We start from the raw sequence: 25,770 nt of genomic DNA on the forward strand, positions 1-25,770 counted from the left end.
CTGCTGATTAGAGCATGTAGCGCATTTTGATGCGTTGGCTTTGCGGACCATTGACGGCGAAGCTGGCGGCTGTGAATCGTGGTGGGCCCGTCGTGATGGTGGGGTTGCGCGAAAAGCCAAAACCTTCTTTGGGCAAGAAAATGGCTTTATCCATTTTATTATTGCTGTTTTCGTCATGCACCACCGCGATGGCGTAATTGCCCGCGCGCGGGGCCGTGGCGGTGAAATGTTGGGCATCGGCGGCGCGGACGGCCATGCGGACGGAGTTAGCGTCTTTGCTGCAATCGGGAAAAGCGCGGGCGTTGCTGGTGAGGCAGACGAGGATTTGCCCACGCTGGCTGCGCAAATTGTCGATTTGGATGGTGATGACGTGATTAGAGGCCGGACTATTGCTGTCCGCCGCGTTGATAGCGGTGGGTATGGCTGAAATCGCCAAGGCCGAGATCAGTGCCGCATATCTTGTCCCAGAAACGAAAATATAGGCCATAATTTCCTCGGTAAGCGGTGTGATGTTTTTGATGGTGTGTGGCTGTTATCAGCCAGCGCCCTGCTGGACCATGAACGAGCCAGCGGGGGAACATCTCCCAGCCCATATGATTGCCAACGCCCATCACCGTCATAATGGTGAGGACGAGGCCGAGCACCCCGACGTGAATGGGGATGAAGAACACCAAGGCGGGGATGACGAAAGCGCCGGTTAGCGCCTCTGTCCAATGGAAGCTCATCGCGGCCCATGCGGTGGGCGGGCGGCTGTCGTGATGGACGGCATGGAAGATTTTGAAGATTTTGGGCGCATGCATCCAGCGGTGCGTCCAGTAGAACCATGTGTCGTGGATGGCGAGATAGGTGGCTAAGCTGATGGGGAGATACCAGAGCGGCATGGCGTGGATATCGGTGTAAATCTGGGTCCAGCCATGATGTTGCCAGCCCCATGCGACGACGCCTGCGGGCGCAGCATAGATGAGCGCGCTGGCGAGGCTCCAGAGGATTTCGCGGCGGATTTGCTGGGTTTGCTGAGAATAAAGGCCAGGGAAGCGGATGCGGGTGGCGAAGGCGAAGCCGCCGCTGGTGATGAGATAGCGTAGCGCGACGATCATGCTCATGCCGATAACCGAGAAAAGAAGCGCGTCCATGAAACAGCGATAGCGCCAATGCAGCGGGGCCGCTAGGCTTTGGGAATGAGTGGCCAAATAAATGCGACATGTGACATTGCCATTGTGGGCGGCGGATTGGCGGGCGGATTGGCGGCGCTGGTCCTGCGGCAGCAGCGGCCAAATTGGGATGTGCGCTTGATTGAGCCGATGGCCATAGGCGGCAATCATATTTGGTCATTTTTTGATGGGGATATTTCGGACGCTGGGCGCGCCTTGGTGCAGCCGCTGACCGATTATCGCTGGGACAGCTATGATGTGCGCTTTCCCGCTTATCAACGCCATATCGACATGGCCTATAATAGCATGAGTGGGGAAAGTTTGAGTGCGGCGGTGTTGGCGGCGCTGGGCGATGACGGCTTGGTGGCGCAAGGCGCGCGCGAGCTGAGCGCGCAGGCGGTGGTGCTGGAGGATGACAGCCGCTTGACGGCGCGGCATGTGGTGGATGCGCGGGGATTTGGGCCGTTGGATAGGCTGGATTGCGGCTGGCAGAAATTTGTCGGGCAGGCGCTGACCATTGAGGGCGGGCACGGCATGACCGCGCCGACCGTGATGGATGTGACGGTGGCGCAGGTGGATGGATATCGCTTTGTTTACTGCCTGCCTTTTGATGATGAGACGGTGTTTGTGGAGGATACCTATTATAGCGATGACGCGGGCTTGGATGTGATGGCGGTTAGCGCGCGCATTGCGGATTATGCCAGCGCCAAGGGGTGGTCGGTGCGCGAGATCGCGCGGACCGAAACGGGCGTGTTGCCGGTGGTGATGGCGGGGGATTTTGACGCGCTGTGGCCTGAGGCGGATGATGTGGCGCGCATTGGGGTGCGCGGCGGGATGTTTCATGCAACCACCGGTTATTCTTTGCCTTTTGCGGTGGCGGAGGCTTTGGCTTTGCCGGACATGATCGAGCGGGCCGACAATGGCGGGCCGAGCCTTGGCGTACAGATGCGGGCACGGGCGAAGGCGCATTGGGGGCGGCAAGCCTATTATCGCTTGTTGTCGACCATGTTGTTTCGCGCGGCCCAGCCGGACCAGCGTTATGTAATTTTTCAGCGATTTTACCGATTGTCGCCGCAGTTGGTGGCGCGATTTTATGCGGGGGCGTCGACGATCAGGGATCGGCTGCGCATTTTGATTGGGAAGCCGCCTGTGCCAATTGGGCGCGCCATTTCTACCATTAAGGATTTCCGATGGATATGACGAACAAAGCGCCAAAATCTGCGATTGTGATTGGGGCGGGCTTTGGCGGATTGGCACTGGCCATTAGGCTGCAATCGGCTGGTGTGGCGACGACGATTATCGAGGCCCGCGATAAGGCGGGCGGGCGCGGTTATCATTGGGTGAAAGATGGTTTCACCTTTGATGCGGGGCCGACGGTGGTGACCGATCCGCCATGTTTGGATGAATTATGGGCGCTGAGCGGGCAGAGCATATCGACGGACGTGGATTTGATTCCGGTGTCGCCATTTTATCGGTTGAATTGGCCGGATGGGTCACAATTTGATTATGGCAATGATGAAGCGGAACTGCGGGCGGAAATTGCCAAGCTGAACCCCGATGATGTGGCGGGATATGAACGGTTTTTGGACTATTCGCGCGGCGTTTATGAAGAAGGCTATGTAAAGCTGGGGTCGGCGGCGTTTTTGGATTTTTCGTCCATGATAAAGGCGGCGCCGTCTTTGATGAAATATCAGGCGTGGCGCAGTGTTTATGGCGTGGTGGCGAGCTATGTGAAGGATGAGCGGCTGCGGCAGGCTTTGTCGTTCCATACCTTGTTGGTGGGCGGCAATCCGATGACCACCAGCAGCATTTATGCGCTGATTCATACGATTGAAAAAGACGGCGGCGTTTGGTTTGCGCGGGGCGGGACCAATGCGCTGGTGAGTGGCATGATGGCCTTGTTTGAACGGCTGGGTGGGACAATCCGGCTGGGCGATGCGGTGAGCCAAATTTTGACCGAAGGCGACCGCGCGGTGGGGGTGCGGTCGGTGTCGGGTTGGACAGGCCATGCCGACCAAATCGCCTGCAACGCAGATGTCATGCATAGTTATAAGGATTTGCTGAGCGGCCATGCGCGGGGCGCGAGCCGTGCCAAAGCGCTGGCGAAGAAGCGATGGTCGCCGTCCTTATTTGTGGTGCATTTTGGGGTGGAGGGGGAATATCCCGATATTGCGCATCACAGCATTATTTTTGGCCCGCGCTATCAAGGCCTGCTGGCCGATATTTATAACAATGGGCGGGTGCCGGAGGATTTCTCGCTCTATCTACATCATCCCAGTGCGACGGATAAGAGCGTGGCACCGGAGGGGCATTCGACATTTTATGCGCTGGCACCGGTCGCGCATTTGGGCAAAGCCAATGTCGATTGGGACGGGGATTTTGGTCGACAATTTGCCGACAGCATTTTGGAAGAGGTGGAGCGGCGCGTGGCCCCCGATTTGCGTAGCCGGATTAAGACAAGATTCCATTATACACCCGCCGATTTTGGGCGGGACTTGAGCGCGCACTTGGGCAGTGCGTTTAGCCTTGAGCCTTTGTTGTGGCAGTCGGCCTATTTTCGCACGCACAACCGCGATGATCTTGTCCGGAATCTTTATTTTGTGGGGGCGGGGACGCATCCGGGGGCAGGAATTCCGGGGGTGGTGGGGAGCGCCAAGGCGACAGCGGCGTTGATGTTGGCGCAATGAAGCGGTTGGACAGATGGACGAGAAGATATTACCGCACTGCTCATCGCGACAGGGAGGGGCGGCGATATTGCCTGTGATCGGGAACCGTCGATGCTTAGCATCGTTTTTGGTCCCGAATTGAAGTGATGATGGATATATGACGTTGAAACGAATTGCCGTTTATTGCGGCTCTGCCACCCCTGAAGACCCAATTTATGTGGAAACGGCCCAGTTGGTGGGACGCACGCTGGCCCAGCGGGGTATTGGCGTGGTCTATGGCGGTGGGCGCACCGGTTTGATGGGCGCTGTCGCCGACGCGGCCCTGGATGCGGGCGGCGAAGTCATTGGGGTGATTCCCGATGCCTTGGTTGGTACCGAAGTGGCGCATCGTGGTTGCAGCGAATTGCACCAAGTGAGCGGGATGCACGAACGCAAAAAAATGTTCACCGACTTGTCGGATGGTTTTGTCACCATTCCGGGCGGTGTGGGCACGATGGACGAATTGTGGGAAGCGATTAGCTGGGCGCAATTGGGATATCATCGTAAACCCGTTGGCCTGTTGAATGCCGCCGGATTTTACAATGATTTGATCGCCTTTAATCAGCATATGATTGATGTTGGCTTTATTCGGCCAGCCCATGCGAGCATCATGGTGGTGGATGCTGGGATTGAAGGCTTGATCGACAAAATGGAAGCTTATGTTCCGCATACGCCGATTTTTGCGATGAAAGCCGATGATTTATGATTTTGGGCGCGGCCTAATATAGGCTTAAGATAGATAGGGGCGGCAAAGGTGACGGGGAGCGTGGGAGCAAAGCATGAGGCCGCACGAGTGGCGGCCACCTATGACGCGGCCATGCTGCACCGCTTTGCCCAAGATTCTATTGCGCGGGGCAGCAAGAGCTTTGCGTTGGCGAGCCAATTATTCGATGCTGAAACCCGCGATCGGGTGTGGTTGCTTTATGCATGGTGCCGCGCCGCTGATGATATGACCGATGGGCAGGATCATGGCGGTACCATGAGCCAAGGCCATGATGCGGCGGCAGCGGTGGTGCAGATCCGCGCGCTGACCGATGCGGTGTATCGGGGCGAGGTGACGGGCGAGCCAGCCTTTGATGCGCTGGGCTTGTTGCTGAATGACGTGGATATACCGCGCCATATTATAGACGATATTATCGATGGTTTCGCGCTGGATGCCGCAGAATGGCGGCCTCGCAGCGAGCAGGATATGCTGAAATATTGCTATCATGTCGCGGGCGCGGTGGGCGTGGCGATGGCGTTGGTGATGGGCATTGACCCAGACGACCAACGAACGTTGGACCGTGCCAGTGATTTGGGCTTGGCGTTTCAATTGGCCAATATTGCGCGGGATGTCGCCGAGGATGCGGCAGCGGACCGCTGTTATTTGCCGGTTGAATGGTTGGTCGAAATGGATATTCCGCCCGGACAGCATATGCATCCAGCCTTTCGCCCGCGTTTGGCGGTGATGGGCAAATGGTTGGCCGAGATGGCCGAGGAATATGAGGCGTCGGCCCGTTGGGGCGCGCGAAAATTGCCGCCGCGCTCGCGCTGGGCTGTGTTGGCGGCGGCCGGAATTTATGGCGATATTGCCCGCGAAGTGCGTCGGCGTGGGCAAGGCGCATGGGACCACCGTGCGTCGACGACCAAGATGGCAAAGCTGGGTTGGATCGCCAAAGCCGGATGGTCGGTGCTGCGACGGCCACCGCAGCGGCGGATTAGCCGCGATGGATTGTGGACGCGGGCGACCGATTTATGAGTCCGTTGGAATGGGTCGCAGCGGCATTGTTGTTGATCAATGTGTGGTTGGCGGCGCAGCGCAGCTTGTGGAATTATGCTTTCGCACTGGCAGCGGTGAGCCTGTATCTGATCATTTTTTATGAGGCCCGCCTATATAGCGATGCGGCGTTGCAACTGATTTTCATCGCGCTGAACCTCTATGGCCTGTGGAATTGGCGTCAGGCGGCGAAAGGCGGCGCTGGGCCTAGGGTGGACGCCGAAAATCAGGCCATACCCGTGGGGTGGATGGGCGGTGCGGCGCGGGCCGGATGGGCGGCGGCGATGGTCGGGCTGTGGCTGGCGTGGAGCAGCGCGATGGCCCATTTCACCGATGCGGCGGTGCCCTATATTGACGGCGCGGTGTTGGTGATGAGCGTGGCGGCGCAATGGTTGATGGCACGGCGGCGCGTCGAAAGCTGGTGGTTGTGGGTGGCGGTGGATCTGGTGGCGGTGCCGCTTTATGCCAGCCGCGACCTGTATGTGACGGGCGGGGTATATTTGATTTTGCTGATCATTGCGGTGCGCGGGGCGGTGCAGTGGCGTAGGGCAGCGGGGCGGACTGAGCTGGTGACAGCATGACCTTGAACATTTGTTTGCACGGCGCGGAAAGTACCGGAAAATCGACTTTGGCACCGGTGATCGCGGATTATTTGGGCGCGGTGATTGTCGAGGAATATGGGCGCATTTATTGTGAGCGACATGGCACGGAACTGAGCCTCGATGATTTGCGTGCCATTTTTGACGGGCATGTGGCGGCGACAAAGGCAGCGCGGGCGGAAGGCGCGAAGGTGATTTTATCGGATACTGACCCGTTGATGACACAGGCATGGGCGGTGATGTTATTTGGCGTACGATTGCCCGAAATTGACGCGTGGGGCGATGTGGCCGATTTTTATTTGGTGCCAGCGTTGGATTTGCCGTGGCAGGATGATGGCACGCGAATGTTTGGCACCAGCCAAGCGCGGGCGCGCTTTATGGACGTGGCGACCATGGAATTGGAGCGGCGGGGCCTGCCATGGGCGTGGGTGCATGGGCAAGGCGCGGCGCGGGCCGAAAGCGCCAAGGCGGCGCTGTGCCATGCGGGATTTGGGCCAACGCAATAAGGCGCGCCAGAATTTGGGCGGTATTTTAGCGGCGGCTAGCGCGAGGCCAGCCGCCGATGGGCCTGTGCCTTATGTTGCGGCTAGGCGGGTTGATATTGGTCGCGCAACTCGCGTTTCAAAATTTTGCCGATCGGGCTGCGCGGCAATTCGGCCATGGATTGAATGGCGCTGAGGCGCTGTGTTTTACCGAGCTTGGCGTTGATATCTGCCTTGATGGATTCGGCCTGTGCTTGGTCATGCAGCACCACAAAGGCGACGGGGGTTTCGCCCCATTCGTCGCTGGGGACGCCGACGACCGCCGCTTCGACCACGCGGGGGTCGGCGGTCAGCAGGGCTTCGATATCGCTGGGGTAGATATTGAAACCGCCGGAAATGATCATATCCTTGGCGCGGTCCATCAGGGTTAAGAAACCATCTTCGTCGATGCGGCCAATGTCACCATGACGATAATATAAATTCCCCTGAGCATCATGCCAATGCATGGCCTTGGTCGCGTCGGGCCGGTTGTTATAGCCGGTCATCATCGTGTTGCTGCGCCCGACGATTTCGCCAATTTCCCCTTGGGGGAGTTCATGGCCGTCTTCGTCAATCACTTTGGCGATATGGCCGGGGGCGGGTTGGCCAACGGTGTGGAGTTTGTGGGGATATTTATGCGCTTCGAGGATGAAGGACGCACCGCCTTCGGTCATGCCGTAAATTTCGACCAAGCCGCCGGGCCAGCGATTGAGCACATCTTGCTTGAGCGCCGCCGCGAAGGGGGCGGAGGTGCAATATTTCATGATGAAGGATGACAGATCATATTGATCGAAATCATCCAGTGCCATGATGCGGCGATATTGCACGGGGACGAGCATGGTGTTGGTGGCGCGTTCGCGGCTGGCCAGTTCCAAAAAGCCGCGCGCGTCGAATTTCTTCATAAGCACCACCTGACCGCCGCTGCCCAGCGTGGGCAGGAAACTGGCCATGGTGGTGTTGGAATAGAGCGGGGTGGAGAGGATGGTGACGGCATGGGGGCCATAGGCCGGAACGCCGCGCTGAATATGTTGCCAGCGCATGGCGTGGCTGTGGATGATGCCCTTGGGCGTGCCGGTGGTGCCGGACGAATAGATGATGTTGAAACCATCATTGGGTTGAATGGTGATAGGGATGGGTTGGCTGCCGTCAGGGAGCATCCATGTGGAGAGCGGGGTGCCAGCGGCACTGTCGTCCATCGATATGAGGTCGTTGGCGGCAATGGGGTGGCCAGCGAGGCTGGCGGCGGCGGCGGCGTCCAAGAACAGATGGCGCGCGCCGGTGTCGGCGATCATCGCGGACATTTGTTCGCCAGTGGCGCTGTTGGTTATCAGGCCCGCGACACCGCCCGCGCGCAGTGTCGCCAAAATGACGGCGATTTGCTGGACGGAGTTAAGGCCCGCAATGGCGGTGCGGTCTGATGGTTGGAAATTATCGGCCTGAAGGCGGGCAGCGATTCGGTCGATCAGCCGGTCAAGCTGGGCCCATGTAAGGCGCGTGTCGGGATCGGCCGCTGCGATGGCGTCGGGGCGCTCGATGGCGTGATACCGCACCAATGCTGGTAAATCCGCAAAATCCTGACCCAGAAGTTCCTGACTGCTCATTCCGAAATGTCTCCCAAAACCTGTCACTGACATGAGGGTGGCGCGGGAGATTTGCCTCCTCGCTTGACCAAAAGTTTCAGCTTGCTACTGATTATAGCAAGCTAAATTATAGCAAGATAAATTTATCCAACCGGAGAGGATCGTTATGCATCCCAGCGTCCATGCGCGGAATAATCCTAATAAACCTGCTGTTATCGTGGCGGAAACTGGCGAGACTGTCAGCTTTGGAGAATTGGATGCCGCGTCCAATCGGGCGGCGCAATTATTTCGTGCCCATGGTTTGAAGCATGAAGATGTGGTCGCCTTTATGTGCGAAAATACGCCGCATTATTATGGCCTGACTTGGGGCGCGCAGCGCAGCGGCTTGCGCTATGTGTGTATTTCGTCGCGGCTGACGCAGGATGAAACGGATTATATCCTGTCCAACAGCGGCGCAAAAATGCTGATTGTGTCGGCGAGTTTGAAGAATGCCGCGCTGGCGCTGACGACGCAGATTGAGCGTTATTCGATTGGCGGAGAGATTGACGGCTGGCCGACGATTGAGGCGGAGCTGGCCAAAATGCCTGCGACCCCGATTGCCGATGAACGGGCTGGTGTGGATATGCTCTATTCGTCAGGGACAACGGGGCGGCCCAAGGGCGTTCGCGTGCCATTGCCCGAAGATCCGTCGATTGAAGGAACCAACACCTTGGTGATGTTGGCCAATATGGCGTTCGGGATTAACGAGAATAGCATCTATTTGTCGCCAGCCCCGCTGTATCACGCAGCCCCGCTGCGTTGGTCGATGACGGTGCAGAAATTGGGCGGCACCGTGGTGCTGATGAAGAAATTTGACGATGAAGGTGCCTTGGCCGCGATTGAAAAATATCGCTGCAATAGCGGGCAATTTGTGCCCACGCATTTTGTGCGGATGCTGAAATTGCCAGCCGATGTGCGCCAAAAATATGACCTGTCGTCGATGAAGGTCGCCATTCATGCGGCTGCACCAATCTCGATTCCCGTCAAACAGGCGATGATTGATTGGTGGGGGCCGGTGTTATTTGAATATTATGCGGGGTCCGAAGGCAATGGCATGACCTTTGCCAGCAGCGCCGATTGGTTGGCCCATCCTGGCACGGTTGGGCGCGCCGTTTCGGGCACGGTGCATATCTTGGGCGAGGATAATGAAACGGAATTGGCTGTTGGCGAAGAGGGCGGTGTATATTTCGAGGGCGAAGGCAGCTTCGAATATCATGACGACCCAGAGAAAACCAAAGCCAGCCGGAACAGCAAGGGTTGGACGACGCTGGGCGATGTCGGCAAATTGGATGCCGATGGGTTTCTATATTTGACTGACCGCAAAAGCTTTATGATCATTTCGGGCGGTGTGAATATTTATCCGCAGGAAATTGAAAATCATCTGGTGACGCACCCCAAGGTGGCGGATGTCGCCGTGGTCGGTGGGCCGCATGAAGAATGGGGCGAGGAAGTGATTGCGGTGATTCAGCCGGCCAATATGGCGGATGTGAGCGAAGAATTCCGCGAGGAATTAAATGCTTATGCCCGCGAGAAATTGTCGGGCGTGAAGATTCCGCGCCGGATTGATTTTATGGAAGCTTTGCCGCGTCATGACACGGGCAAGCTGTATAAGCGCTTGTTGCGCGACCAATATTGGGAGCAAGCGAAAGCCAAGAATAATGGCTGATCGTGCAGCGGATCGGGTTGAGTTTTTCTTTGACCTGTCGTCGCCATGGACCTGTTTGGCCTTTCACAATGTGAAGGCCGTGCGGCAGCGAACCGGTGCGGCGATACGTTGGCGGCCCATTCTGGTGGGCGGGGTTTTCAATGCGGTGAACCCCGCCGTTTATGCCGCGCGTGAGCAGAGCGATAATCGCAAATTGCAGCATAGCTGGAAAATATTGGATGATTGGGCCGCTTTGGCGGGCGTGGCCATGCATTTTCCATCAAAATATCACCCCGCCAAAAGCGTAGCGGCGATGCGCTTTTGCTGTGCGTTGGAGGATGATCAGGCGGCGCTGGAGGCTTTTGCTGGGGCGGCTTTTGACGCCTATTTCGGGCGGCAGGAAAATCTGGATGATCCCGATGTGATGGCGCGCGAAGCAAATAGCGTTGGGTTGGACGGGGCGGCGATCAAGGCCGCGTCGGGTCAGGATGATATGAAAGCAAGGCTGCGCGCCAACACCGAAGAGGTGATCGCGCGCGGGGGATATGGATCGCCGACCATTTTTGTGGACGGGAATGATATGTATTTTGGCAATGACCAAATGCCATTGGTTGAGGCCGCATTGATGCGCGAAAAGGGCACGGCATGAAGGATCGGGTTTCCATAACCATGTTGGACGGCGGCATTGCGGACGTCCGCTTTGTTCGCACCGACAAGATGAATGCGTTGGATGCCGCTATGTGGGCGGGCATTGCCGAGGCGATTGACGATTTAAAGGCCCGCCAAGGGTTGCGCGTGGTGGTGCTGTCGGGCGAAGGCCGCGCCTTTTGTGCGGGGCTGGATTTGTCGAGCCTTGGCGATGAGCGCACACCAGGGGGCAGCAGTGCGGGCGGCAGCTTGGCGGAGCGGACGCGCGGTATCAGCAATAATGCGCAATATGCAGCATGGGGGTGGCGGGAACTGCCCGTTCCGGTGATTGCGGCGGTGCATGGCGTGGCCTTTGGGGCGGGTAGCCAGATTATGGCGGCGGCCGATATTCGGATTATCCACCCCGAAACGCGGCTGGCGATCATGGAAATGCGCTGGGGTTTGGTGCCGGATGTTGCGGGTATGGCGCTGTGGCGCACACAAGTGGCCGATGATGTGCTGCGCGAGGCGATTTACACCAATCGCGAAATGAGCGGGGTGGAAGCAAAAGAACTGGGCTTTGCCACCCATGTGTCCGATGACCCGCTGGCCAAGGCGATGGAATTGGCGCGGGTGATCGCTGATAAAAACCCCCATGCCATTCGCGGGGCCAAGCGTTTGTGCAATATGTTGGCCCATGCCAGCGATGCCGAGGTATTGCAGGCCGAAAGCGATGAGCAGGTGAAGGTTATTCGCACGCCGAACCAGATGGAAGCGGTGATGGCGCATATGCAAAAGCGGCGTCCAAATTTTACGGATTAAGCTATAGCTAGCCGTTGGCGGATAGGAAATGTGAAAATGACGAGCCGTGCGGACGGCTCGCCATTTTGGAATCGGTGACGATTTTGAAAAGTGGCGGCGTGATTAGCCGCGCGTAAAATCGAGGAAGCGGACGGCGTTGTGCCAGTCTGTGCGGCGTTGTTGCAGCATCTTGGTGGCTTCGGCGTCTTCGCCCCAGCGTTTTTCCTGATAGAGGTCGTCGAGAGCGACGGCGGTCCACAAGGCTTCGCCATCAAAGGCTTGGTGGATGACCGCAAGGGCGGTGACCAGCGAGCCGCTGATGGTGGTGAGCGGGGCCAAGGCGACGAGTTGCGGCGCGGATAGGGCCATGACGGCGGCTTGCAACGCGGCGATGGTGGCGGGCGGTTGGTCGACCGGCAGAACGCCTTGGGTGATGGCAAATTCGACGCCGTAATGACCCTCTGCCCAATTGAGAATCGGGTTCCATGCCGCCGCTTGCTCGGCTTGGAGGATTGGGTCGCGCGCGTCGCGGTAGCAGAGCAGGTCGCTGACCGCATATTCGGCGATGGGGGCCGCAAATTCGGCCGGATTGGGGCTAGCAAGGTCGATGCTGGCGTTGGCGAGGCCGGTCATCGGCATGGAGGCGGGGGCGATGTCATCGCCTTGCGCGTCCCATTCCGCCGCGATGGCGCCGGCGAGATCGGCATTTTCAACCAACAGGATGTTGCGGGCCGGCGTGCGCAGCGGGCGGCCATCCAAGGTGATGCTGTGGCCGTCATCGCTGGTGGTGACGGCGGCGATTTTCCAGAATTTTTTCATCAGGCGCGCGGGGTGCGCCAGCGGCGCGCCAAAATCAAGGGCATGATGGCAAATTCAAACACGCCGAACAGCACCAAAATGACGCCGATGACGCGGTCTTGGTCGGTGCCAGTGATGGCAAGGCCGCCGGAGATGACCGCGAAACCCGCCAAGACCAGCAAGCCGCCGATCAGACGGAACAAGCCGATGACGAAGAAGCGCAGGCGCGCCAGCTTGTCAGGGACGGGAGCGGGTATGGGGACGGATGGCGGGGTTTGTTCGGTCATGTCGATGCCCTGAGGGATGGGAGGTGGCGCATAAGCTGGGCGATGGCGCTATGGCCGCGTTGGTCCAAGGCAGCGGCGACGGCACCATGGTCGGCATCGCTTCTATTTTGCGATAATTTGAAGGTGGGCCGCCACGCGATGATCCGCATTTCAAAGCCATAAATGGCTGAAAACAGCCGGTTATAGGTGACGGGGTCCATTTGGTCGCGGGACCATGGCTGGGCATAGCCAGCGCGCGCGTCTTGGACGGCGGCGAGATCAGTTAGGAAGGTATGCAGGCCGTCATCATCAAGGCGGGTCGGTGTGCCTTCCAGTTCGATGGCGACATAATTCCATGTCCCGACCTGATTGGTGCTGACATAATCTTGGGCGCTGACATAGGCGTCTGGCCCTTGGATGACGGCGATGCTTGGCAGGCCGACAAGGTAGCGCGACAAGGCATTGCCGCGTGCCAGATGGAAGCGAATATGGGTGCCCGCATCGTTCAGAAAAATGGGGGTGTGGGCGACGCGGGGACCATCGGGCGTTGTTGCAAACAGCGCAGCAAACCCGATTTCGCGCACAAAATATTCGGCCAGTTCGGGCGGCTTTGCGCGAAATTCGGGGCTGGGGTGCATGACGCTGTGGACCTTATGCGAGCAGGGAAGGCTGTGGCCGCTTAGCTGCGGCCACGTGGTGTTGAGGGACGGCCCGCTGCGGGTGCGCGGCGGGTGGGGGCTTTGGTTGGGCTGGGCTTGCCGCCAGCGGGTTTGCCAGCTGGGCGGGCTGCACCGCGTGTTGTGGGCTTCGCTGCGGCTTTGGCAGCGGGCTTGCTGGGTTTGGGTGAGCCTTTGCCTTTGGTGGGACCACGGCTGGCGCTGCGGGTGGGGCTGGCACCGCCATCGGCGCGGCCGCGACGTTCGCCGCGACGGGCTTTGCGGATTTGCTTGGCGTGGGCCTTGGCTTGTTTCTTTTCAATGTCCTTGAAGTCGGGACGCGGTGCGTCTTCTTCGAGGGCGCTGGCGAGCAGGCGGTCGAAGCCCAAGGATTCAAGGCTGGCGGCGAAATGCTCGGGTGGTTCAGCCGAAATATCCAGCGCGCCGCCATCGGGGTGATCGACACGCAGGCGGCGGCTGTGCAGGTGCAATTTGCGGCTGATCGAGCCGGTTAAAAAGGCCGATTTGCCGCCATATTTGCCGTCGCCGACAATCGGGTGACCAATGGCCGCCATATGGACGCGCAACTGGTGGGTGCGGCCCGTTAGTGGTTGCAATTCGACCCAAGCGCAGCTGTTGCCCGCCCGTTCGATGACGCGGTAGCGGGTGCGGGCGACTTGGCCATTTTCATCCACATGCATTTTTTCGCCGCCGCTGCCCGGTTGTTTGGCCAAGGACAGGTTGATTTCGCCTTGCGCAATGTCGGGCACGCCGACGACAATCGCCCAATAGGTTTTGCGGGCGGTGCGGTTGGCAAAGCTTTTGGCGAAAAAGCCAGCGGCGCGGGCAGAGCGGGCGATGAGCAGCGCGCCCGACGTGTCTTTGTCGAGGCGGTGGACCAGCTTGGGACGGACCGAGCTGTTGCCCTGAAGCGCGCCGAGCAGGCCGTCGACATGGCTTTCGGTGCGGGTGCCGCCTTGGGTGGCGAGACCGGGGAGTTTGTTGAGGACAAGGGCGCTGGCATCGCTGTGGATGACCATGGAGGTGGCCGTTTCGACCTCGGCAGGGGTCAACGGGCGCGCGCGTTGGGGGCGTGGGTCCTGCGGCTGGGTGGGCGGAATGGGCATGGACAGAGTTTGGCCGGTTTCGACGCGGTCGGACACGTCCACCTTTTGCCCGTCCAGCCGCAAGTCGCCCGAGCGCGACCAGCGCGCGATCAGGGCGTGGGGCGTGCCGGGGCGGTGACGCTTGAACCAGCGGTCGACGCGGATGCCGTCGTCATCGGCGTCGATGACGGCACTGTCTTGGGCGGGGTTGGGATTTTGGTTGGTCATGGTGCCACCTGCCGAATGAGGGTGAGAGCAAGGCCGCAGGCCGCAATGGCCCCAAGGGTTGAAGCCAGCACATAACCGGCCGCCTGGACGGACTGACCGCGTTCAAAAAGCATCCAAAATTCCATACTAAAACTAGAAAAAGTGGTGAAACCGCCAAGTAGCCCCACTGCCAAAAACAAGCGCGCATGGTCCGACATTTCGCCGCGTGCGAACCATGCGATGACAAGGCCCATCAGAAAACTGCCGATGATATTGATGCCCAATGTGGCCCAAGGAAAAGCAGATAGGGTATGACGTGCCGCAGCCTGACCGATCATATATCGGCAGCCAGCGCCCAAGGCACCACCGATCATTACGGGAATCAGGCCGTTCATCATCACCCCCCTAGCCTGAAAATCGCGCGCGGACCAGTGTGGACAGGATTTGGTGTGAAATTGGTGGCGGTGGAGGGGGCTGGCTGGGCAATGTGACGCCAAAATGCATGGGAAAAGGGGTGGGCGGGGCGAAGTTCATCCATTTTGGTGCGGTTTATTGTGCCGAATGGAGCGGTTTGGGTGGGATTGGCAAAATTCCATCCGATGTGGCTGCAAATGGGGTGGGATCGCGGATGTAGTGGACGGGGGGATGCATCAGAGTGCAGTCTGTGTTGGGGGGAGACGATATTGTGGCGGAGCAAGAGCAAAAAAACCTGTTATCGGACACGCAGGCGGGTGGGCGAGCGGTGACGATGGATGGCCGTGGGCCTGATCTGGCGGGGGATATCATGCGGGCCGGTGCCGCGACGGTCTTGGTCGTCGGTGCCAATGGGAGCTTGGCGGGTGTAAGCGACGCCGAGGATGTGCGGATTGTTGGCGACGTGCCATTGGATATGGCGGCTGAGCGTATCGAGCAGATGGTGCGGCTGGATATGGTGTGGTTGGTTGCGCGAAGCGATGTGACCGCAGGGCGCTATACCCAATTATATGCGATGGTCGCGGCGCGCAATTGCCCGTTGATCTGCGAGGCGGATTTAACCGTGCTGGATAGCCATATGGGACGCGTGCCAGACGACATCGCGGTGCAATGGTTGGTGCAACCCGAAGCGGTGGACCGCCGCATGGCCTTGATTGCCGCGCAGCCTGTGCGGCACATGGCGGTGCGTGATGCCGCGCGGGATGAAGCGATGGACCGGATTGATCGGTTGCAGGACGAGGTGGCGCGCATATCACGTTTGTTGGGGCAATTGGCGGGGGATGCTGCGCCCCGTCCATTGGATTATGGCTGGCCGGAGCATGGCGGGTCGGATGGTCGGCGGGACGGCGTGCGGGCGCAGTCCCGATCCTTTTATGCAATGGGGCGGAGCATGGGCGGAGATGATGCCGCGCGGGACCGCGATTGGGCCAAGCGCGTGCGCCGATTGATTCGGCAACGCCGCACGCGGGAGCGGTTCTTCCCAGCGGATTTATTCGCTGATCCGGCGTGGGATATGTTGTTGGATTTGTTTGCGGCTCGATTGGAGCGGCAGGTGGTGTCGGTGTCCAGCCTGTGTATTGCGTCGGCGGTTCCGGCGACGACGGCGCTGCGTTGGATTAAGACCTTGACTGATGCAGGATTATTTCTGCGTGAGGCCGATGAGCGCGACGGGCGGCGCATTTTTATTGCGATGTCTGATCAGGCCTATTCCGCGATGGAGCGCTATTTTGAGGCGCTGGCCGAATGACAAGTTGGGGATGAGGGAAAGGCAAATGAAAAGGGCGGCAAAGCTGGTGCTCCGCCGCCCTTTTTCGGGGGGTATGATGATTAGAAGCCGAAGGCAACGCCAACGCGGCCACCGGTCGAACCGCGCACGGTCGAACCAACAACGCCGCCGTTGAAATAGACGCGTTCCGAAGCGCGGAAGGTCAGGTTGCCAGCGAAGCCTTGTTCACCGCGATAGGTTGCGATGTTGAAGTTCACCGACACGGTGCTGTCTGGAACGATCATCGCGCCGCCCAATGCCATGGCTGCTGCGATGCCGCCATTGGCTTGACGGTTTTGCAGGTCTTGCTGTTGTTGCAGATTGACGACCTTGGTGTCCAAATTGTCGAGACGCGTTCCATGCTGGTTCAACGTGGTGTTGATGGCGTCCAGCGCCGTGCCGACACTGTTGTAAGCACTGCCTTGGATATTATAGGTGGGTGCCGAGATGGTGCCGTCGGCAACATTGTAGGTGGCGCCGCCGCCGAGGGCGTTTGCAGCCGAATTGCCCAAGGATTCGACCGTGTTGTCGATGCCGTCCATACGGGCGTCTTGAGCGATGTCTTTTGCGACAAGGTTGCCGACGTCAACGCGCAGAGTGTCGGTGTCCGTGCGCAGGGTATTTACGTCGCCGCGCAGAACGCCGACATCGCCGCTGATGGTGTTGACGTCGGTGCGCAGACCGCCGATCAGGCCGTCTTGGACGGCGTCATGTGCCACAAGGTTGCCGACGTCGGTGCGCAGAGTATCGGTGTCCGTGCGAAGCGTGCTGACGTCGCCGCTGATGGTGTTGACGTCGCTGCGGAGATCGGTCACGTCCTTAACGAGGCCGCCGCTTGCATCGCCTACGGTGCCTTCCAGAGCAGTTACGTCGCCTTGCAGGTCAGTTACGTCTTTTACGAGGCCGCCGCTTGCATCGCCTACGGTGCCTTCCAGAGCAGTTACGTCGCCTTGCAGGTCAGTTACGTCTTTTACGAGGCCGCCGCTTGCATCGCCTACGGTGCCTTCCAGAGCGGTTACGTCGCCTTGTAGGTCAGTTACGTCTTTTACGAGGCCGCCGCTTGCATCGCCTACGGTGCCTTCCAGAGCAGTTACGTCGCCTTGCAGGTCAGTTACGTCTTTTACGAGGCCGCCCGATGGATCACCTACGATGGTTTCGAGGTCGGTTATGCGCTGCTCATCTAAAGGGTCAGTTTGGCTGAGTGCCACTTGCGGGATCATCGCTGCCAATGCGAAGGCGGAAATGGATGCGATATTGCCGATTTTTTTCATGTCTGTTCCTAACATTTAGGTGTTGGGCGTGAACTTTTGTGGTTTGTCGCTATTCTTTTGTGAATTTGCGCGCTGTGATGAAAATCACATTGGGAATGTGTGAATTTTGTTAATATATATTTAACATGATGATTTTTTTTCGGTCAAAAAATTTGACTGTGGCAATAAATTAAAATCTATATTGATAATGATGAATTTTTGAAAAAATATTTAGATGTTTAAAAATTTGATCATATAAAGATTGCAACTGTTCTGGATCACACCAGAATGTTGACATGAATGGGGACGGGCGCTGGCCGGACGAGGCATGGTGAGCGGGCAGTTTGGCTTTGTCGTGCGGCCTTGCGCCGTAGAGATGTTCGGTGATTGTGCGGGGCGCTAAAAATTTTTCAGAAATTTGTTGACCTGTCTGAAAAATAACGTAAATGCAGCCCCACAGCCACTGGGGGCGATTAGCTCAGTTGGTAGAGCGCCTCGTTTACACCGAGGATGTCGGCAGTTCGAGCCTGTCATCGCCCACCATATCTTCTGACATTGACGATCAAGCCGTAAAGGCACAGGAAACCGGACGCATCTTGGCGTGTCGGTTATTTTTTGTTGATTTTTGCCGGTGTATCGCGGTTTGGGCCGTCGATTGGGGCCAGATGGCGGATTAGGCGAATTCTTCGGTGTCGATGTCGATCTGCATATGGGGTGGGTAGCGCGTACCGCTGAGGATGTTGGGCGGAAAATGCGCGTTGAGTTTGGCCAGCAGATCTGTGGAAAGCGCAGTGCGTGGCGCGGCGAAATTTTCGTGGAGATGCGGAATGGACGATGTGCCGGGGATGGCATGGATATGATCGCCCTGAGATAGCAGCCATGCGAGGCTGAGCTGTGCGGGCGTGAGGCTGTGTTCGGCGGCTAGGTCGCGGAATGTCGTGAGCAGGACAGTGTTGGCGCGCAAGGCATCGCTGGTGAAGCGCGGGAAAAGGGAGCGCAGGTCGCCTTGCTGATAATCGGCATGGTGGACGGCGTCGGCCAGCCAGCCGCGCCCGACGGGCGAGAAGGCGACAAGGGCGATGCCCAATGCCTTGGTGGTTTCCAATATGCCCAATTCGCAGTTGCGGCTGGTGAGGCTATATTCATTTTGCACGGCGGCGATGGGATGTTCGGCGTGGGCGAGTCGCAGGGTGGCGGCGGAGATTTCGCTGAGGCCGATCGCGCCAATTTTGCCTTCGCGAACCAATTCACCCAATGCGCCTGCGGATTCTTCGATGGGGACATTGGGGTCGAGGCGGTGGAGGTAATAAAGGTCGATATGATCGACGCCGAGCCGCTGGAGGCTTTCGTCGAGGGTTTGGCGGATATTGGCGGGGCTGCCGTCGATCACACGCCCTTCGGGGCTACGCTTCATGCCGCATTTGGAGGCCAAGAAAAATTCGTCGCGGCGGTGGCCGATGGCAGAGGCGATCAGGCTTTCGTTATGGCCGAGGCCGTACAGGGACGCCGTGTCGAGGTGGTTATAGCCCAAGTCCAACGCTGTGTTGAGCAGGCGGACGGCATCTGTGCGGTCGGGGACGTTGCCATAGGCTCCGCTGAGGGACATCACGCCGAGGCCGATGGGGTTGACGGTGCGATTGGCGAGGCGGCGGCCCATATATTTCCCCCTGATGCAGGATGTTGCGCGCCTGTGTGACGCAGTCGGGCGCGCAGGGGAAGGGGGATTTCTGCTGGGCAGCAAAAAGGCCGCACTGGATGCCAGCGCGGCCCTTTTTGTTGGGGGCGAGCCGAGGCCCGCCGAACCTTTGTGACTTAAGCAGCCAGCTTACGCAGAACGTAATGCAGAATGCCGCCATTCATATAATATTCGACTTCGTTGGCGGTGTCGATGCGGCACAGCGTGTCGAAGCTGAAGGTCGAGCCGTCGGCGCGGGTTACTTGAACCGTCACGGTCTGGCGCGGCTTGAGGTCGGCAACACCGGTGATGGTGAAGCTGTCGTCGCCGGTGAGGCCGAGGGTTTCGCGGCTTTGGCCGTCCAAGAATTGCAGCGGCAGAACGCCCATGCCGACGAGGTTCGAACGGTGGATACGTTCGAAGCTTTCGACGATCACAGCGCGAACGCCGAGCAGGTTGGTACCCTTGGCAGCCCAGTCACGCGACGAGCCGGTGCCATATTCCTTGCCAGCGATGACCACCAGCGGCGTGCCATCGGCTTTGTGACGCATGGCAGCATCGTAGATGGGCATGATGTCGGCGCCGTAACGCGACATGCCGCCTTCGATGCCGGGGACCATTTCATTCTTGATGCGGATGTTGGCGAAGGTGCCGCGCATCATGACTTCGTGGTGGCCACGGCGGGCGCCATAGCTGTTGAAGTCCGACTTCGGAACTTGATGTTCCATCAGCCACTGACCAGCAGGCGAGTCAGCCTTGATGCTGCCAGCAGGCGAGATGTGGTCGGTGGTGATCGAGTCGCCGAGGATCGCCAGCGGCTTTGCGCTGATGATGTCGGTGACAGGAGCCGGCGTCATCGACATGCCTTCGAAATATGGCGGGTTGGCGACATAGGTCGAACCAGCGCGCCACTGATAGGTGTTCGAGCCTTCGACGTTGATCTTTTGCCAATGCTCGTCGCCCTTATAGACTTGGGCATAACGGGCCACGAACATGTCGCGGTCGATAGCAGCGTTCATCGTGTCGGCAACTTCTTGGTTGGTTGGCCAGATGTCCTTGAGGAAGACGTCATTGCCCGACTGGTCTTGACCGATTGGGGTGGTCGTGAAGTCTTCGATCACGGTGCCCTTCAATGCATAAGCGACCACCAGCGGCGGCGATGCGAGGAAGTTTGCGCGAACGTCCGGCGATACGCGGCCTTCGAAGTTGCGGTTGCCCGAGATCACGGCAGCGGCGACGAGGCCGTTTTCGTTGATCGCCTTGCTGATCGGTTCAGCGAGCGGACCCGAGTTACCGATGCAGGTGGTGCAGCCATAACCAACCAGGTTGAAGCCGATATTGTCGAGGTGCTGTTGCAAGCCAGCTTTCACCAGATAGTCGGTGACAACCTGTGAACCGGGGGCCAGCGAGGTCTTGACCCATGGCTTGGGCTTGAGGCCGAGGGCGTCCGCCTTTTTGGCGACCAGACCGGCAGCAACCAATACGCTGGGGTTCGAGGTGTTGGTGCAGCTGGTGATCGCGGCAATGGTGACGTCGCCGTCGCCAATGTCAAAGTCTTCGCCTTCTACGGCAACGCGGGTTTGCACCTTTTTATAGGTGTTGGCGAGGTCGGCGTTGAAGACATCGTCAACTTGCGGAAGCGAAACGCGGTCTTGCGGACGCTTGGGACCAGCGAGCGAAGGAACAACCGAACCAAGGTCCAGTTCCAGCGTCGAGGTGAAGATGGGGTCGGCTGCGGTCGGATCGATCCACAGGCCTTGGGCCTTGGCATAGGCTTCGACCAGCGCCAGATTTTCTTCTGAGCGGCCTGTCAGACGCATATAGTCCAGCGTCTTGTCGTCGATGCCGAAGAAGCCGCAGGTTGCGCCATATTCCGGTGCCATATTGGCGAGCGTTGCGCGGTCAGCCAGCGACAGCGAAGCAAGGCCGGGACCGAAATATTCGACGAAGCGGCCAACCACGCCTTTTTCGCGCAGCATGGCGGTGCAGGTCAGAACGAGGTCGGTCGCGGTGACGCCTTCCTTCAGTTCGCCGGTCAGCTTGAAACCGACCACTTCGGGGATGAGCATCGAGACAGGCTGGCCGAGCATAGCTGCCTCTGCTTCGATACCGCCAACGCCCCAGCCCAATACGCCAAGGCCGTTGACCATGGTGGTGTGGCTGTCGGTCCCGACGCAGGTGTCAGGATAAGCAACAGTTTCGCCGTTGGCGTCTTGGCTGGACCAAATGGCTTGGGCGATATGTTCCAAATTCACTTGGTGGCAGATGCCGGTGCCGGGAGGAACGGCCTTGAAGTTATCAAGGCTCTTGCTGCCCCACTTCAAGAAATCATAACGTTCGCCGTTACGATAATATTCGATTTCGACATTTTGTTCGAACGCCTTGGGGTGGCCAAACTCGTCAACCATCACCGAGTGGTCGATCACGAGGTGAACGGGGACCAGTGGGTTGATCTTGGTGGTGTCGCCGCCCAGCGTGGCAATGGCGTCGCGCATGGCGGCCAAGTCAACAACGCAAGGAACGCCAGTGAAGTCTTGGAGCAGAACGCGGGCAGGGCGATATTGGATTTCGCGGTTGGAAATTGGGTTTTTCTGCCAATCAACCAAAGCCTGTACGTCATCCGTCGAAACGGTGAAGCCGCCGTCTTCGAAGCGCAGCAGATTTTCCAGCAGCACTTTCATCGAGAAAGGTAGGCGCGATACGTCGCCCAGCTTGGCCGCCGCCTTTTCGAGCGAATAATAAGCGTAAGTCTTGCCGCCAACGTCGAGCGTTGAGCGGGTACCGAGCGTGTCTTGGCCGGTGGTGGTCATAGAGCAGCAGTCCCCATGTTGGCGCGGCGGGGAATGACCGCCGCCACCCAAAAGGGAGAGGGGTGCGGGAGTCGCGCGCGCAGGTTTATGTCGGGCCGTGCCTTACGCTGGAACAGCGAAAAAGCAAGGGGGGATAGGTGGAGGGGACAAAGGGTTGCGCCGAACTTTCATTGGAAAACAGCGGGATTTGGCCCCAGATCGTTGGTTTCGATCAGTATGGACGAAAATATTCTGGGATTTCTGCGGTGGACGTGGCTGGGAAATCTTTGGCCAATTGATAGAATTTTGCTGTCTGAGCAAAAGAGCTATCCATGCGTCAGGCGGTGCCGCGTAGAAGCAATTGCACCGGAACGCGGCTGCGGCCGCGCATATGGGCTTGGTCTTCGAGCGCCATGGCGACCAATGCTTCGCCCGCAGCGTCGAGGTCGGGTTCAAGGGTGGTGAGCGGGGGTTCGGCCAAGGTGCCAGCGCGGATACCATCGAAGCCGATAATGGCGACATCAGCGGGGACGCGGCGGCCCATTTCCTTGACGCCTTGGAGTACGCCTAGTGCCAACATGTCGCTGCTGACGAAAATGGCATCGGTTTCCGGATGTTGGCTGAGCAGCGTGCGGGCGGCAGCGATTCCTTGGGCGTAGCGATCAGTGTTGGCGGGCGGATCGACGGTGACGCTGGTGAAACCCTGCGCTGCGAGGGCGGCGACATAGCCATCGCGCCGTTCATCAAATTGGCGCGAGATGCCCACCGACGGGCCGATGAAGGCGCAATGGCGCCGACGAAGAGAGAGAAAATGTTGCGCCGCCAGAGCCCCGCCGGAGCGGTTGTCGCTGCGCAGCCAGTGAAAGGGCGCGCCCGGGCTGCCCCAGCAAACAAAATCGAGGCCGGAAGCTTGGGCCTGTGCGAAATAATCCCACGCAGCGTGATTGGTGGCGGTGCCAATGACGATCATGGCATCGGCAAGGCCGGAGGCAACAAAATCGGCGCGGAAATTGGCGGCGCTTTCTTGAAAGGAGACCAGCAGATTAAAACCGCGCGCGGAGGTGGCGGCGGCGATGCTGCCGAGCAGCGCAAAATAGAAAGGGTTGATAGCGCTGCGGTCTTCGCCCGGGCGGCAGATGGTGACGAGCGCGATGGTTTCGCTGCTTTTTAAGCGCAAGGATGAGGCGTGACGGTCCACCACATAGCCAAGTTCGCGCGCGGCAGCAGACACGCGGGCGCGGGTTTCGGCGTTGACGCCGGAATTGCCGCGCAGCGCACGGGACACGGTGGATTGGGATACCCCAGCCTTTTCGGCGACATCAAAACTGGTGGGGCGTAATGGTCGATTGGACACGCAAATTTCCTTTGGTCGGCTGTCTGTTGCGCTGAACCAAAGGCTTGTCAATCGATGGGCGGGGTTCAGAATATTTAGGCGGTGGTTTCCACATTATCTGGCCATGTGATGATGACATTCAGCCTGCGTTCTTGGGTGCTGCGCTGCCAATCGCCGCGCAATTGGCGCTGGATGAGCGAGCGAATGAAGTGGGTGCCGAAGCTTTCATGATCCAAATTGGGCGTCGAGGCGAGGTTGCTTTCGATCCACGAAAGTTGGATTTGACGGTTTTCAAGCGTCCAGTGGATGGCCAAATGTCCGGTTCCCGACAGCGCGCCATATTTGATGCTGTTGGTGACAAGCTCGTGAATAATCAGGGCAATGGCTTGGGCGCCTTCGTCGCCCAAATGAATGGGGGGACCGGAAATTTCATCACTCGCATGGGCTGCGACACCGGCCAATTCCATTTCACGGTGAATGAGGTGAGCGAGGTCGAATGAGGCCACGCCGCCGACAATCATCATTTGTTTTGTGTCGGCCAAAGCGCGTAGCCGCCCGTCGAAGCGGGTTTCAAATTCTGCCAGATTGGCGCTTTCGCGAATGGTGATCCGCGCCAAGGCACCAATGCGGGCGAAAGCATTTTTCAGGCGATGCGCCATTTCGCCGATGATCAATTCCCGATCCTCGGCATGGCGGGCCTTTTCCTCGGCAAGCGCGCGGTAGGCGTCGATACGGCGGCGTTGGCCTTTGTTTAGGCGCGTGAACAGCAGCGCAATCGCTGTGCCGAATATGAAGATGATGATTGGGCGGCCATAGCGATTGAATTTTTCCTGATAGGAAACCACCATTTTCCATTCGCGGTCCGCAATGCGGATCGTGGTATGATGGGAGCCCCATGTCATATGGCCGCGTTCATAGATAAGCGGCGCCTTGTCATCGGTGCCAGCATAAACACGAACGCCCGCAATGCCGGAAAGGGATGGGGCGAGCATGGCAGAGATGAGATCATGAACCAGTATCGGCGCATAAACAAAGGCTTCCACCGGCTTTTTGGGGAATGATGGCGATGATGGATTACCGTTGCGGCCAGAGCGGGAAGTCGGCGTGGCGGTGCTATCGCGCACGGGAATGAAGAGCAGAAAGCCTGGTTGCGGGTTTTTCGCGTTTTGGGTTTGAACGAGCGAGACAATGTTGGATGCCGATGCGTTGCCGCTGGTCCATGCACGTTGAATGGCACGGCGGCGAATAGCTTCGCTATACATGTCAAATCCCAGAGCGCGGCTGTTGGCCATGTCATAGGGTTCGATAAAAGTGATCGGGTAAGCGAGATTGGCGATGGGGCTGGGCCAAATATGGGCGTCAGGTCCGTAATTGGCGCGGATGCTGGCCAGACGTGATGCCTGATTTTCGGGCGTAGTCGCGGTGATAATGCCGATGCCTTGAATACCCGTGGACTGCGCATGGGTGTGTATTTTCGCCAAATATTCGCGAATATAGCTGTCGCTGAGAGCGTTATTGTCAGTTTTGCTGAGCAATTTATGGGTTAGGTAAAGCGCGCTGACCCCTTCGAGGATGGTCAGCTGGTCATTGAGGCGGCTGGAGACCAAGGCGGATAGGCGATCCACCTGTTCTGCTTCATTGGCTTGGCTGAAATAATAATTCGCTGAAGCCGCCGCGAGGGTCCCGAGCAAAATCGCGATCCACACGAGGCGTGAGACGAAAGTCATGAGCGGCGTTTATGAGTGGAATGATGGTTTTGGCGACGATAGTCGCTGATATCGATGCGCTTTTTTTGCATTTGCTTCGCTTCCTCTCCCCCGCAACGAGATGTTTCATGGCTGCGGACGGAAAGCAAGACGCAATCCGTATCGAAATGTCAGGGAATGTATTGGGACGACATGGTTGATGTCGGTTTGGGACCTTTTGTCCTAGGGCTGGATATTGGTTCGTTCTTGATTGCAACTTGTTGGACGCGCCCTATGGAATGATGGGGTAGGGATGGGATTGGAGTCTTGGGACGAATATGATGGCAACCGAACTGAAGGGACGCGATCGCTGGAATTGGGTTTTTGATACGGGATGGCGAGGCGTTTGTCCGCGATGCCACAAGGGCCGAATGTTCAGCCACTGGTTGAAAGTGGCGGAAACATGCGAGGAATGCGGGCTAGATTATGATTTTGCTGCGCCTGATGACGGTCCGGCCTTTTTCTCTTTATGCTTTGTCGCATTTCCTTTGTTATTTTTGATTGTTTGGTTTGAAGTCGCGATTAACCCGCCATGGTGGGTGCATATTTTTGTCTCATTTCCCGTGATGTTGGTACCTTGCTTATTGTGCTTGCGCCCGATCAAAGGTTGGTTGGTCGCATCGCAATATATTAATCAGGCCCAAGAGGCGGGGACCGGCGCGTTATGGGCTGATTTGCACGCGCGGGCGCGCGGCGAAGATGAAGAGACGGAACATAAGGAGTCGGCCGAGCATTAGATTTGGCAACGCAATACTGCCGCAGCGAATGGCATGAGATAGTGCC

The 25,770-nt window shown here is 58.4% G+C and carries 24 protein-coding genes and 1 tRNA gene; 12 read left to right on the forward strand and 13 right to left on the reverse strand.

Features of this window, described 5'->3' with window-relative positions; genetic code table 11:
• Positions 1-7: 7 nt before the first annotated feature.
• Together LKO31_RS04300 and LKO31_RS04305 are read right to left on the reverse strand one after the other, a co-directional pair.
• Positions 8-436: a DUF2141 domain-containing protein gene (locus LKO31_RS04300; protein ID WP_227688827.1), complete on the reverse strand. Its 429-nt coding sequence runs from the start codon at positions 434-436 to the stop codon at positions 8-10.
• Positions 387-1,133: a sterol desaturase family protein gene (locus tag LKO31_RS04305; RefSeq protein ID WP_227688828.1), complete on the reverse strand. Its 747-nt coding sequence runs from the start codon at positions 1,131-1,133 to the stop codon at positions 387-389. Before LKO31_RS04305 ends, LKO31_RS04300 begins: the two co-directional genes overlap by 50 nt.
• A gap of 45 nt (positions 1,134-1,178) precedes the next feature.
• On the opposite strand from LKO31_RS04305, the gene crtY reads away from it, so the two are divergent.
• The 6 genes from crtY to LKO31_RS04335 all read left to right on the forward strand — a co-directional run bounded on the left by crtY (position 1,179) and on the right by LKO31_RS04335 (position 6,717).
• Positions 1,179-2,351 (forward strand): lycopene beta-cyclase CrtY, encoded by a 1,173-nt coding sequence (gene crtY, locus LKO31_RS04310; RefSeq protein ID WP_227688829.1) that lies wholly within the window; start codon positions 1,179-1,181, stop codon positions 2,349-2,351.
• Positions 2,348-3,838, forward strand: a complete 1,491-nt coding sequence (locus LKO31_RS04315) for a phytoene desaturase (protein ID WP_227688830.1) — start codon at positions 2,348-2,350, stop codon at positions 3,836-3,838. The genes crtY and LKO31_RS04315 overlap by 4 nt, the downstream gene beginning before the upstream one ends.
• A gap of 142 nt (positions 3,839-3,980) precedes the next feature.
• Entirely contained in the window at positions 3,981-4,562 is a 582-nt protein-coding gene (locus LKO31_RS04320; protein WP_227689573.1) for an LOG family protein, read from the forward strand.
• Between the two features lie 111 nt (positions 4,563-4,673).
• Positions 4,674-5,594, forward strand: a complete 921-nt coding sequence (locus LKO31_RS04325; protein WP_227689574.1) for a phytoene/squalene synthase family protein — start codon at positions 4,674-4,676, stop codon at positions 5,592-5,594.
• A complete protein-coding gene (gene pnuC, locus LKO31_RS04330; RefSeq protein WP_227688831.1) occupies positions 5,591-6,193 on the forward strand; it encodes a nicotinamide riboside transporter PnuC in 603 nt (200 codons plus the stop codon). Before LKO31_RS04325 ends, pnuC begins: the two co-directional genes overlap by 4 nt.
• Positions 6,190-6,717: an AAA family ATPase gene (locus LKO31_RS04335; protein ID WP_227688832.1), complete on the forward strand. Its 528-nt coding sequence runs from the start codon at positions 6,190-6,192 to the stop codon at positions 6,715-6,717. The genes pnuC and LKO31_RS04335 overlap by 4 nt, the downstream gene beginning before the upstream one ends.
• A gap of 80 nt (positions 6,718-6,797) precedes the next feature.
• Here LKO31_RS04335 and LKO31_RS04340 read toward each other — a convergent pair whose 3' ends face one another.
• Positions 6,798-8,333 carry a class I adenylate-forming enzyme family protein gene (locus LKO31_RS04340; protein WP_227688833.1) on the reverse strand — a complete coding sequence of 512 codons (1,536 nt, stop codon included), beginning with the start codon at positions 8,331-8,333 and terminating at the stop codon, positions 6,798-6,800.
• Between the two features lie 145 nt (positions 8,334-8,478).
• On the opposite strand from LKO31_RS04340, the gene LKO31_RS04345 reads away from it, so the two are divergent.
• From LKO31_RS04345 to LKO31_RS04355, 3 genes are read left to right on the forward strand one after another with little or no spacing between them, the layout of a single operon-like run.
• Complete coding sequence (locus tag LKO31_RS04345) at positions 8,479-10,017, forward strand: acyl-CoA synthetase (protein WP_227688834.1); 1,539 nt, start codon at positions 8,479-8,481, stop codon at positions 10,015-10,017.
• Positions 10,010-10,645 carry a 2-hydroxychromene-2-carboxylate isomerase gene (locus LKO31_RS04350; protein ID WP_227688835.1) on the forward strand — a complete coding sequence of 212 codons (636 nt, stop codon included), beginning with the start codon at positions 10,010-10,012 and terminating at the stop codon, positions 10,643-10,645. The genes LKO31_RS04345 and LKO31_RS04350 overlap by 8 nt, the downstream gene beginning before the upstream one ends.
• Positions 10,642-11,445 carry a crotonase/enoyl-CoA hydratase family protein gene (locus LKO31_RS04355; RefSeq protein ID WP_227688836.1) on the forward strand — a complete coding sequence of 268 codons (804 nt, stop codon included), beginning with the start codon at positions 10,642-10,644 and terminating at the stop codon, positions 11,443-11,445. The genes LKO31_RS04350 and LKO31_RS04355 overlap by 4 nt, the downstream gene beginning before the upstream one ends.
• Positions 11,446-11,547: 102 nt before the next feature.
• On the opposite strand, the gene LKO31_RS04360 is transcribed toward LKO31_RS04355, so the two are convergent.
• Genes LKO31_RS04360 through crcB form a run of 5 tightly spaced genes read right to left on the reverse strand, consistent with a single transcriptional unit; the run spans position 11,548 to position 14,855 of the window.
• Positions 11,548-12,243, reverse strand: coding sequence for an ATP12 family chaperone protein (locus LKO31_RS04360; RefSeq protein ID WP_227688837.1), 696 nt, complete (start codon positions 12,241-12,243; stop codon positions 11,548-11,550).
• Positions 12,243-12,509 (reverse strand): hypothetical protein, encoded by a 267-nt coding sequence (locus LKO31_RS04365; protein WP_227688838.1) that lies wholly within the window; start codon positions 12,507-12,509, stop codon positions 12,243-12,245. Before LKO31_RS04365 ends, LKO31_RS04360 begins: the two co-directional genes overlap by 1 nt.
• Positions 12,506-13,126 (reverse strand): FMN-binding negative transcriptional regulator, encoded by a 621-nt coding sequence (locus LKO31_RS04370; protein ID WP_227688839.1) that lies wholly within the window; start codon positions 13,124-13,126, stop codon positions 12,506-12,508. The genes LKO31_RS04365 and LKO31_RS04370 overlap by 4 nt, the downstream gene beginning before the upstream one ends.
• Positions 13,127-13,167: 41 nt before the next feature.
• Positions 13,168-14,478: an RluA family pseudouridine synthase gene (locus LKO31_RS04375; RefSeq protein ID WP_227688840.1), complete on the reverse strand. Its 1,311-nt coding sequence runs from the start codon at positions 14,476-14,478 to the stop codon at positions 13,168-13,170.
• Positions 14,475-14,855: a fluoride efflux transporter CrcB gene (gene crcB, locus LKO31_RS04380; RefSeq protein ID WP_227688841.1), complete on the reverse strand. Its 381-nt coding sequence runs from the start codon at positions 14,853-14,855 to the stop codon at positions 14,475-14,477. The genes LKO31_RS04375 and crcB overlap by 4 nt, the downstream gene beginning before the upstream one ends.
• Before the next feature lie 266 nt (positions 14,856-15,121).
• Between crcB and LKO31_RS04385 the strand changes: the two genes are divergently transcribed.
• Positions 15,122-16,177 (forward strand): MarR family transcriptional regulator, encoded by a 1,056-nt coding sequence (locus tag LKO31_RS04385; RefSeq protein WP_227688842.1) that lies wholly within the window; start codon positions 15,122-15,124, stop codon positions 16,175-16,177.
• An 80-nt stretch (positions 16,178-16,257) separates the two neighbouring features.
• On the opposite strand, the gene LKO31_RS04390 is transcribed toward LKO31_RS04385, so the two are convergent.
• Positions 16,258-17,466 (reverse strand): YadA-like family protein, encoded by a 1,209-nt coding sequence (locus LKO31_RS04390; protein ID WP_227688843.1) that lies wholly within the window; start codon positions 17,464-17,466, stop codon positions 16,258-16,260.
• A 446-nt stretch (positions 17,467-17,912) separates the two neighbouring features.
• On the opposite strand from LKO31_RS04390, the gene LKO31_RS04395 reads away from it, so the two are divergent.
• Positions 17,913-17,988: transfer RNA gene (locus LKO31_RS04395), tRNA-Val, on the forward strand.
• 130 nt (positions 17,989-18,118) lie between these two features.
• Here LKO31_RS04395 and LKO31_RS04400 read toward each other — a convergent pair.
• From LKO31_RS04400 to LKO31_RS04415, 4 genes are all read right to left on the reverse strand, one after another.
• Positions 18,119-19,102 carry an aldo/keto reductase gene (locus LKO31_RS04400; RefSeq protein WP_227688844.1) on the reverse strand — a complete coding sequence of 328 codons (984 nt, stop codon included), beginning with the start codon at positions 19,100-19,102 and terminating at the stop codon, positions 18,119-18,121.
• 155 nt (positions 19,103-19,257) lie between these two features.
• The gene (gene acnA / locus LKO31_RS04405; RefSeq protein ID WP_227688845.1) at positions 19,258-21,930 is read right to left on the reverse strand and encodes an aconitate hydratase AcnA; all 2,673 of its coding nucleotides are present in this window, start codon (positions 21,928-21,930) and stop codon (positions 19,258-19,260) included.
• Positions 21,931-22,246: 316 nt separating this feature from the next.
• On the reverse strand, positions 22,247-23,263 hold the full coding sequence (locus tag LKO31_RS04410) for a LacI family DNA-binding transcriptional regulator (RefSeq protein WP_227688846.1): 1,017 nt from the start codon (positions 23,261-23,263) through the stop codon (positions 22,247-22,249).
• A gap of 74 nt (positions 23,264-23,337) precedes the next feature.
• Positions 23,338-24,933, reverse strand: coding sequence for a CHASE domain-containing protein (locus LKO31_RS04415; protein ID WP_227688847.1), 1,596 nt, complete (start codon positions 24,931-24,933; stop codon positions 23,338-23,340).
• A 332-nt stretch (positions 24,934-25,265) separates the two neighbouring features.
• Between LKO31_RS04415 and LKO31_RS04420 the strand changes: the two genes are divergently transcribed.
• The gene (locus LKO31_RS04420; RefSeq protein WP_227688848.1) at positions 25,266-25,724 is read left to right on the forward strand and encodes a DUF983 domain-containing protein; all 459 of its coding nucleotides are present in this window, start codon (positions 25,266-25,268) and stop codon (positions 25,722-25,724) included.
• Positions 25,725-25,770 lie beyond the last annotated feature (46 nt).

Source organism: Sphingopyxis yananensis, from assembly GCF_020687785.1.
In the GTDB taxonomy this organism is placed as follows: domain Bacteria; phylum Pseudomonadota; class Alphaproteobacteria; order Sphingomonadales; family Sphingomonadaceae; genus Sphingopyxis; species Sphingopyxis yananensis.

Excerpts from the sequence above, each read along its gene's own strand:
- LKO31_RS04305 (WP_227688828.1), bottom strand. The coding sequence starts at position 1,133 with ATGGACGCGCTTCTTTTCTCGGTTATCGGCATGAGCATGATCGTCGCG.
- crtY (WP_227688829.1), top strand. The coding sequence starts at position 1,179 with ATGAGTGGCCAAATAAATGCGACATGTGACATTGCCATTGTGGGCGGC.
- LKO31_RS04315 (WP_227688830.1), top strand. The coding sequence starts at position 2,348 with ATGACGAACAAAGCGCCAAAATCTGCGATTGTGATTGGGGCGGGCTTT.
- LKO31_RS04325 (WP_227689574.1), top strand. The coding sequence starts at position 4,674 with ATGCTGCACCGCTTTGCCCAAGATTCTATTGCGCGGGGCAGCAAGAGC.
- pnuC (WP_227688831.1), top strand. The coding sequence starts at position 5,591 with ATGAGTCCGTTGGAATGGGTCGCAGCGGCATTGTTGTTGATCAATGTG.
- LKO31_RS04335 (WP_227688832.1), top strand. The coding sequence starts at position 6,190 with ATGACCTTGAACATTTGTTTGCACGGCGCGGAAAGTACCGGAAAATCG.
- LKO31_RS04340 (WP_227688833.1), bottom strand. The coding sequence starts at position 8,333 with ATGAGCAGTCAGGAACTTCTGGGTCAGGATTTTGCGGATTTACCAGCA.
- LKO31_RS04345 (WP_227688834.1), top strand. The coding sequence starts at position 8,479 with ATGCATCCCAGCGTCCATGCGCGGAATAATCCTAATAAACCTGCTGTT.
- LKO31_RS04350 (WP_227688835.1), top strand. The coding sequence starts at position 10,010 with ATGGCTGATCGTGCAGCGGATCGGGTTGAGTTTTTCTTTGACCTGTCG.
- LKO31_RS04355 (WP_227688836.1), top strand. The coding sequence starts at position 10,642 with ATGAAGGATCGGGTTTCCATAACCATGTTGGACGGCGGCATTGCGGAC.
- LKO31_RS04360 (WP_227688837.1), bottom strand. The coding sequence starts at position 12,243 with ATGAAAAAATTCTGGAAAATCGCCGCCGTCACCACCAGCGATGACGGC.
- LKO31_RS04365 (WP_227688838.1), bottom strand. The coding sequence starts at position 12,509 with ATGACCGAACAAACCCCGCCATCCGTCCCCATACCCGCTCCCGTCCCT.
- LKO31_RS04370 (WP_227688839.1), bottom strand. The coding sequence starts at position 13,126 with ATGCACCCCAGCCCCGAATTTCGCGCAAAGCCGCCCGAACTGGCCGAA.
- LKO31_RS04375 (WP_227688840.1), bottom strand. The coding sequence starts at position 14,478 with ATGACCAACCAAAATCCCAACCCCGCCCAAGACAGTGCCGTCATCGAC.
- crcB (WP_227688841.1), bottom strand. The coding sequence starts at position 14,855 with ATGATGAACGGCCTGATTCCCGTAATGATCGGTGGTGCCTTGGGCGCT.
- LKO31_RS04390 (WP_227688843.1), bottom strand. The coding sequence starts at position 17,466 with ATGAAAAAAATCGGCAATATCGCATCCATTTCCGCCTTCGCATTGGCA.
- LKO31_RS04400 (WP_227688844.1), bottom strand. The coding sequence starts at position 19,102 with ATGGGCCGCCGCCTCGCCAATCGCACCGTCAACCCCATCGGCCTCGGC.
- acnA (WP_227688845.1), bottom strand. The coding sequence starts at position 21,930 with ATGACCACCACCGGCCAAGACACGCTCGGTACCCGCTCAACGCTCGAC.
- LKO31_RS04420 (WP_227688848.1), top strand. The coding sequence starts at position 25,266 with ATGATGGCAACCGAACTGAAGGGACGCGATCGCTGGAATTGGGTTTTT.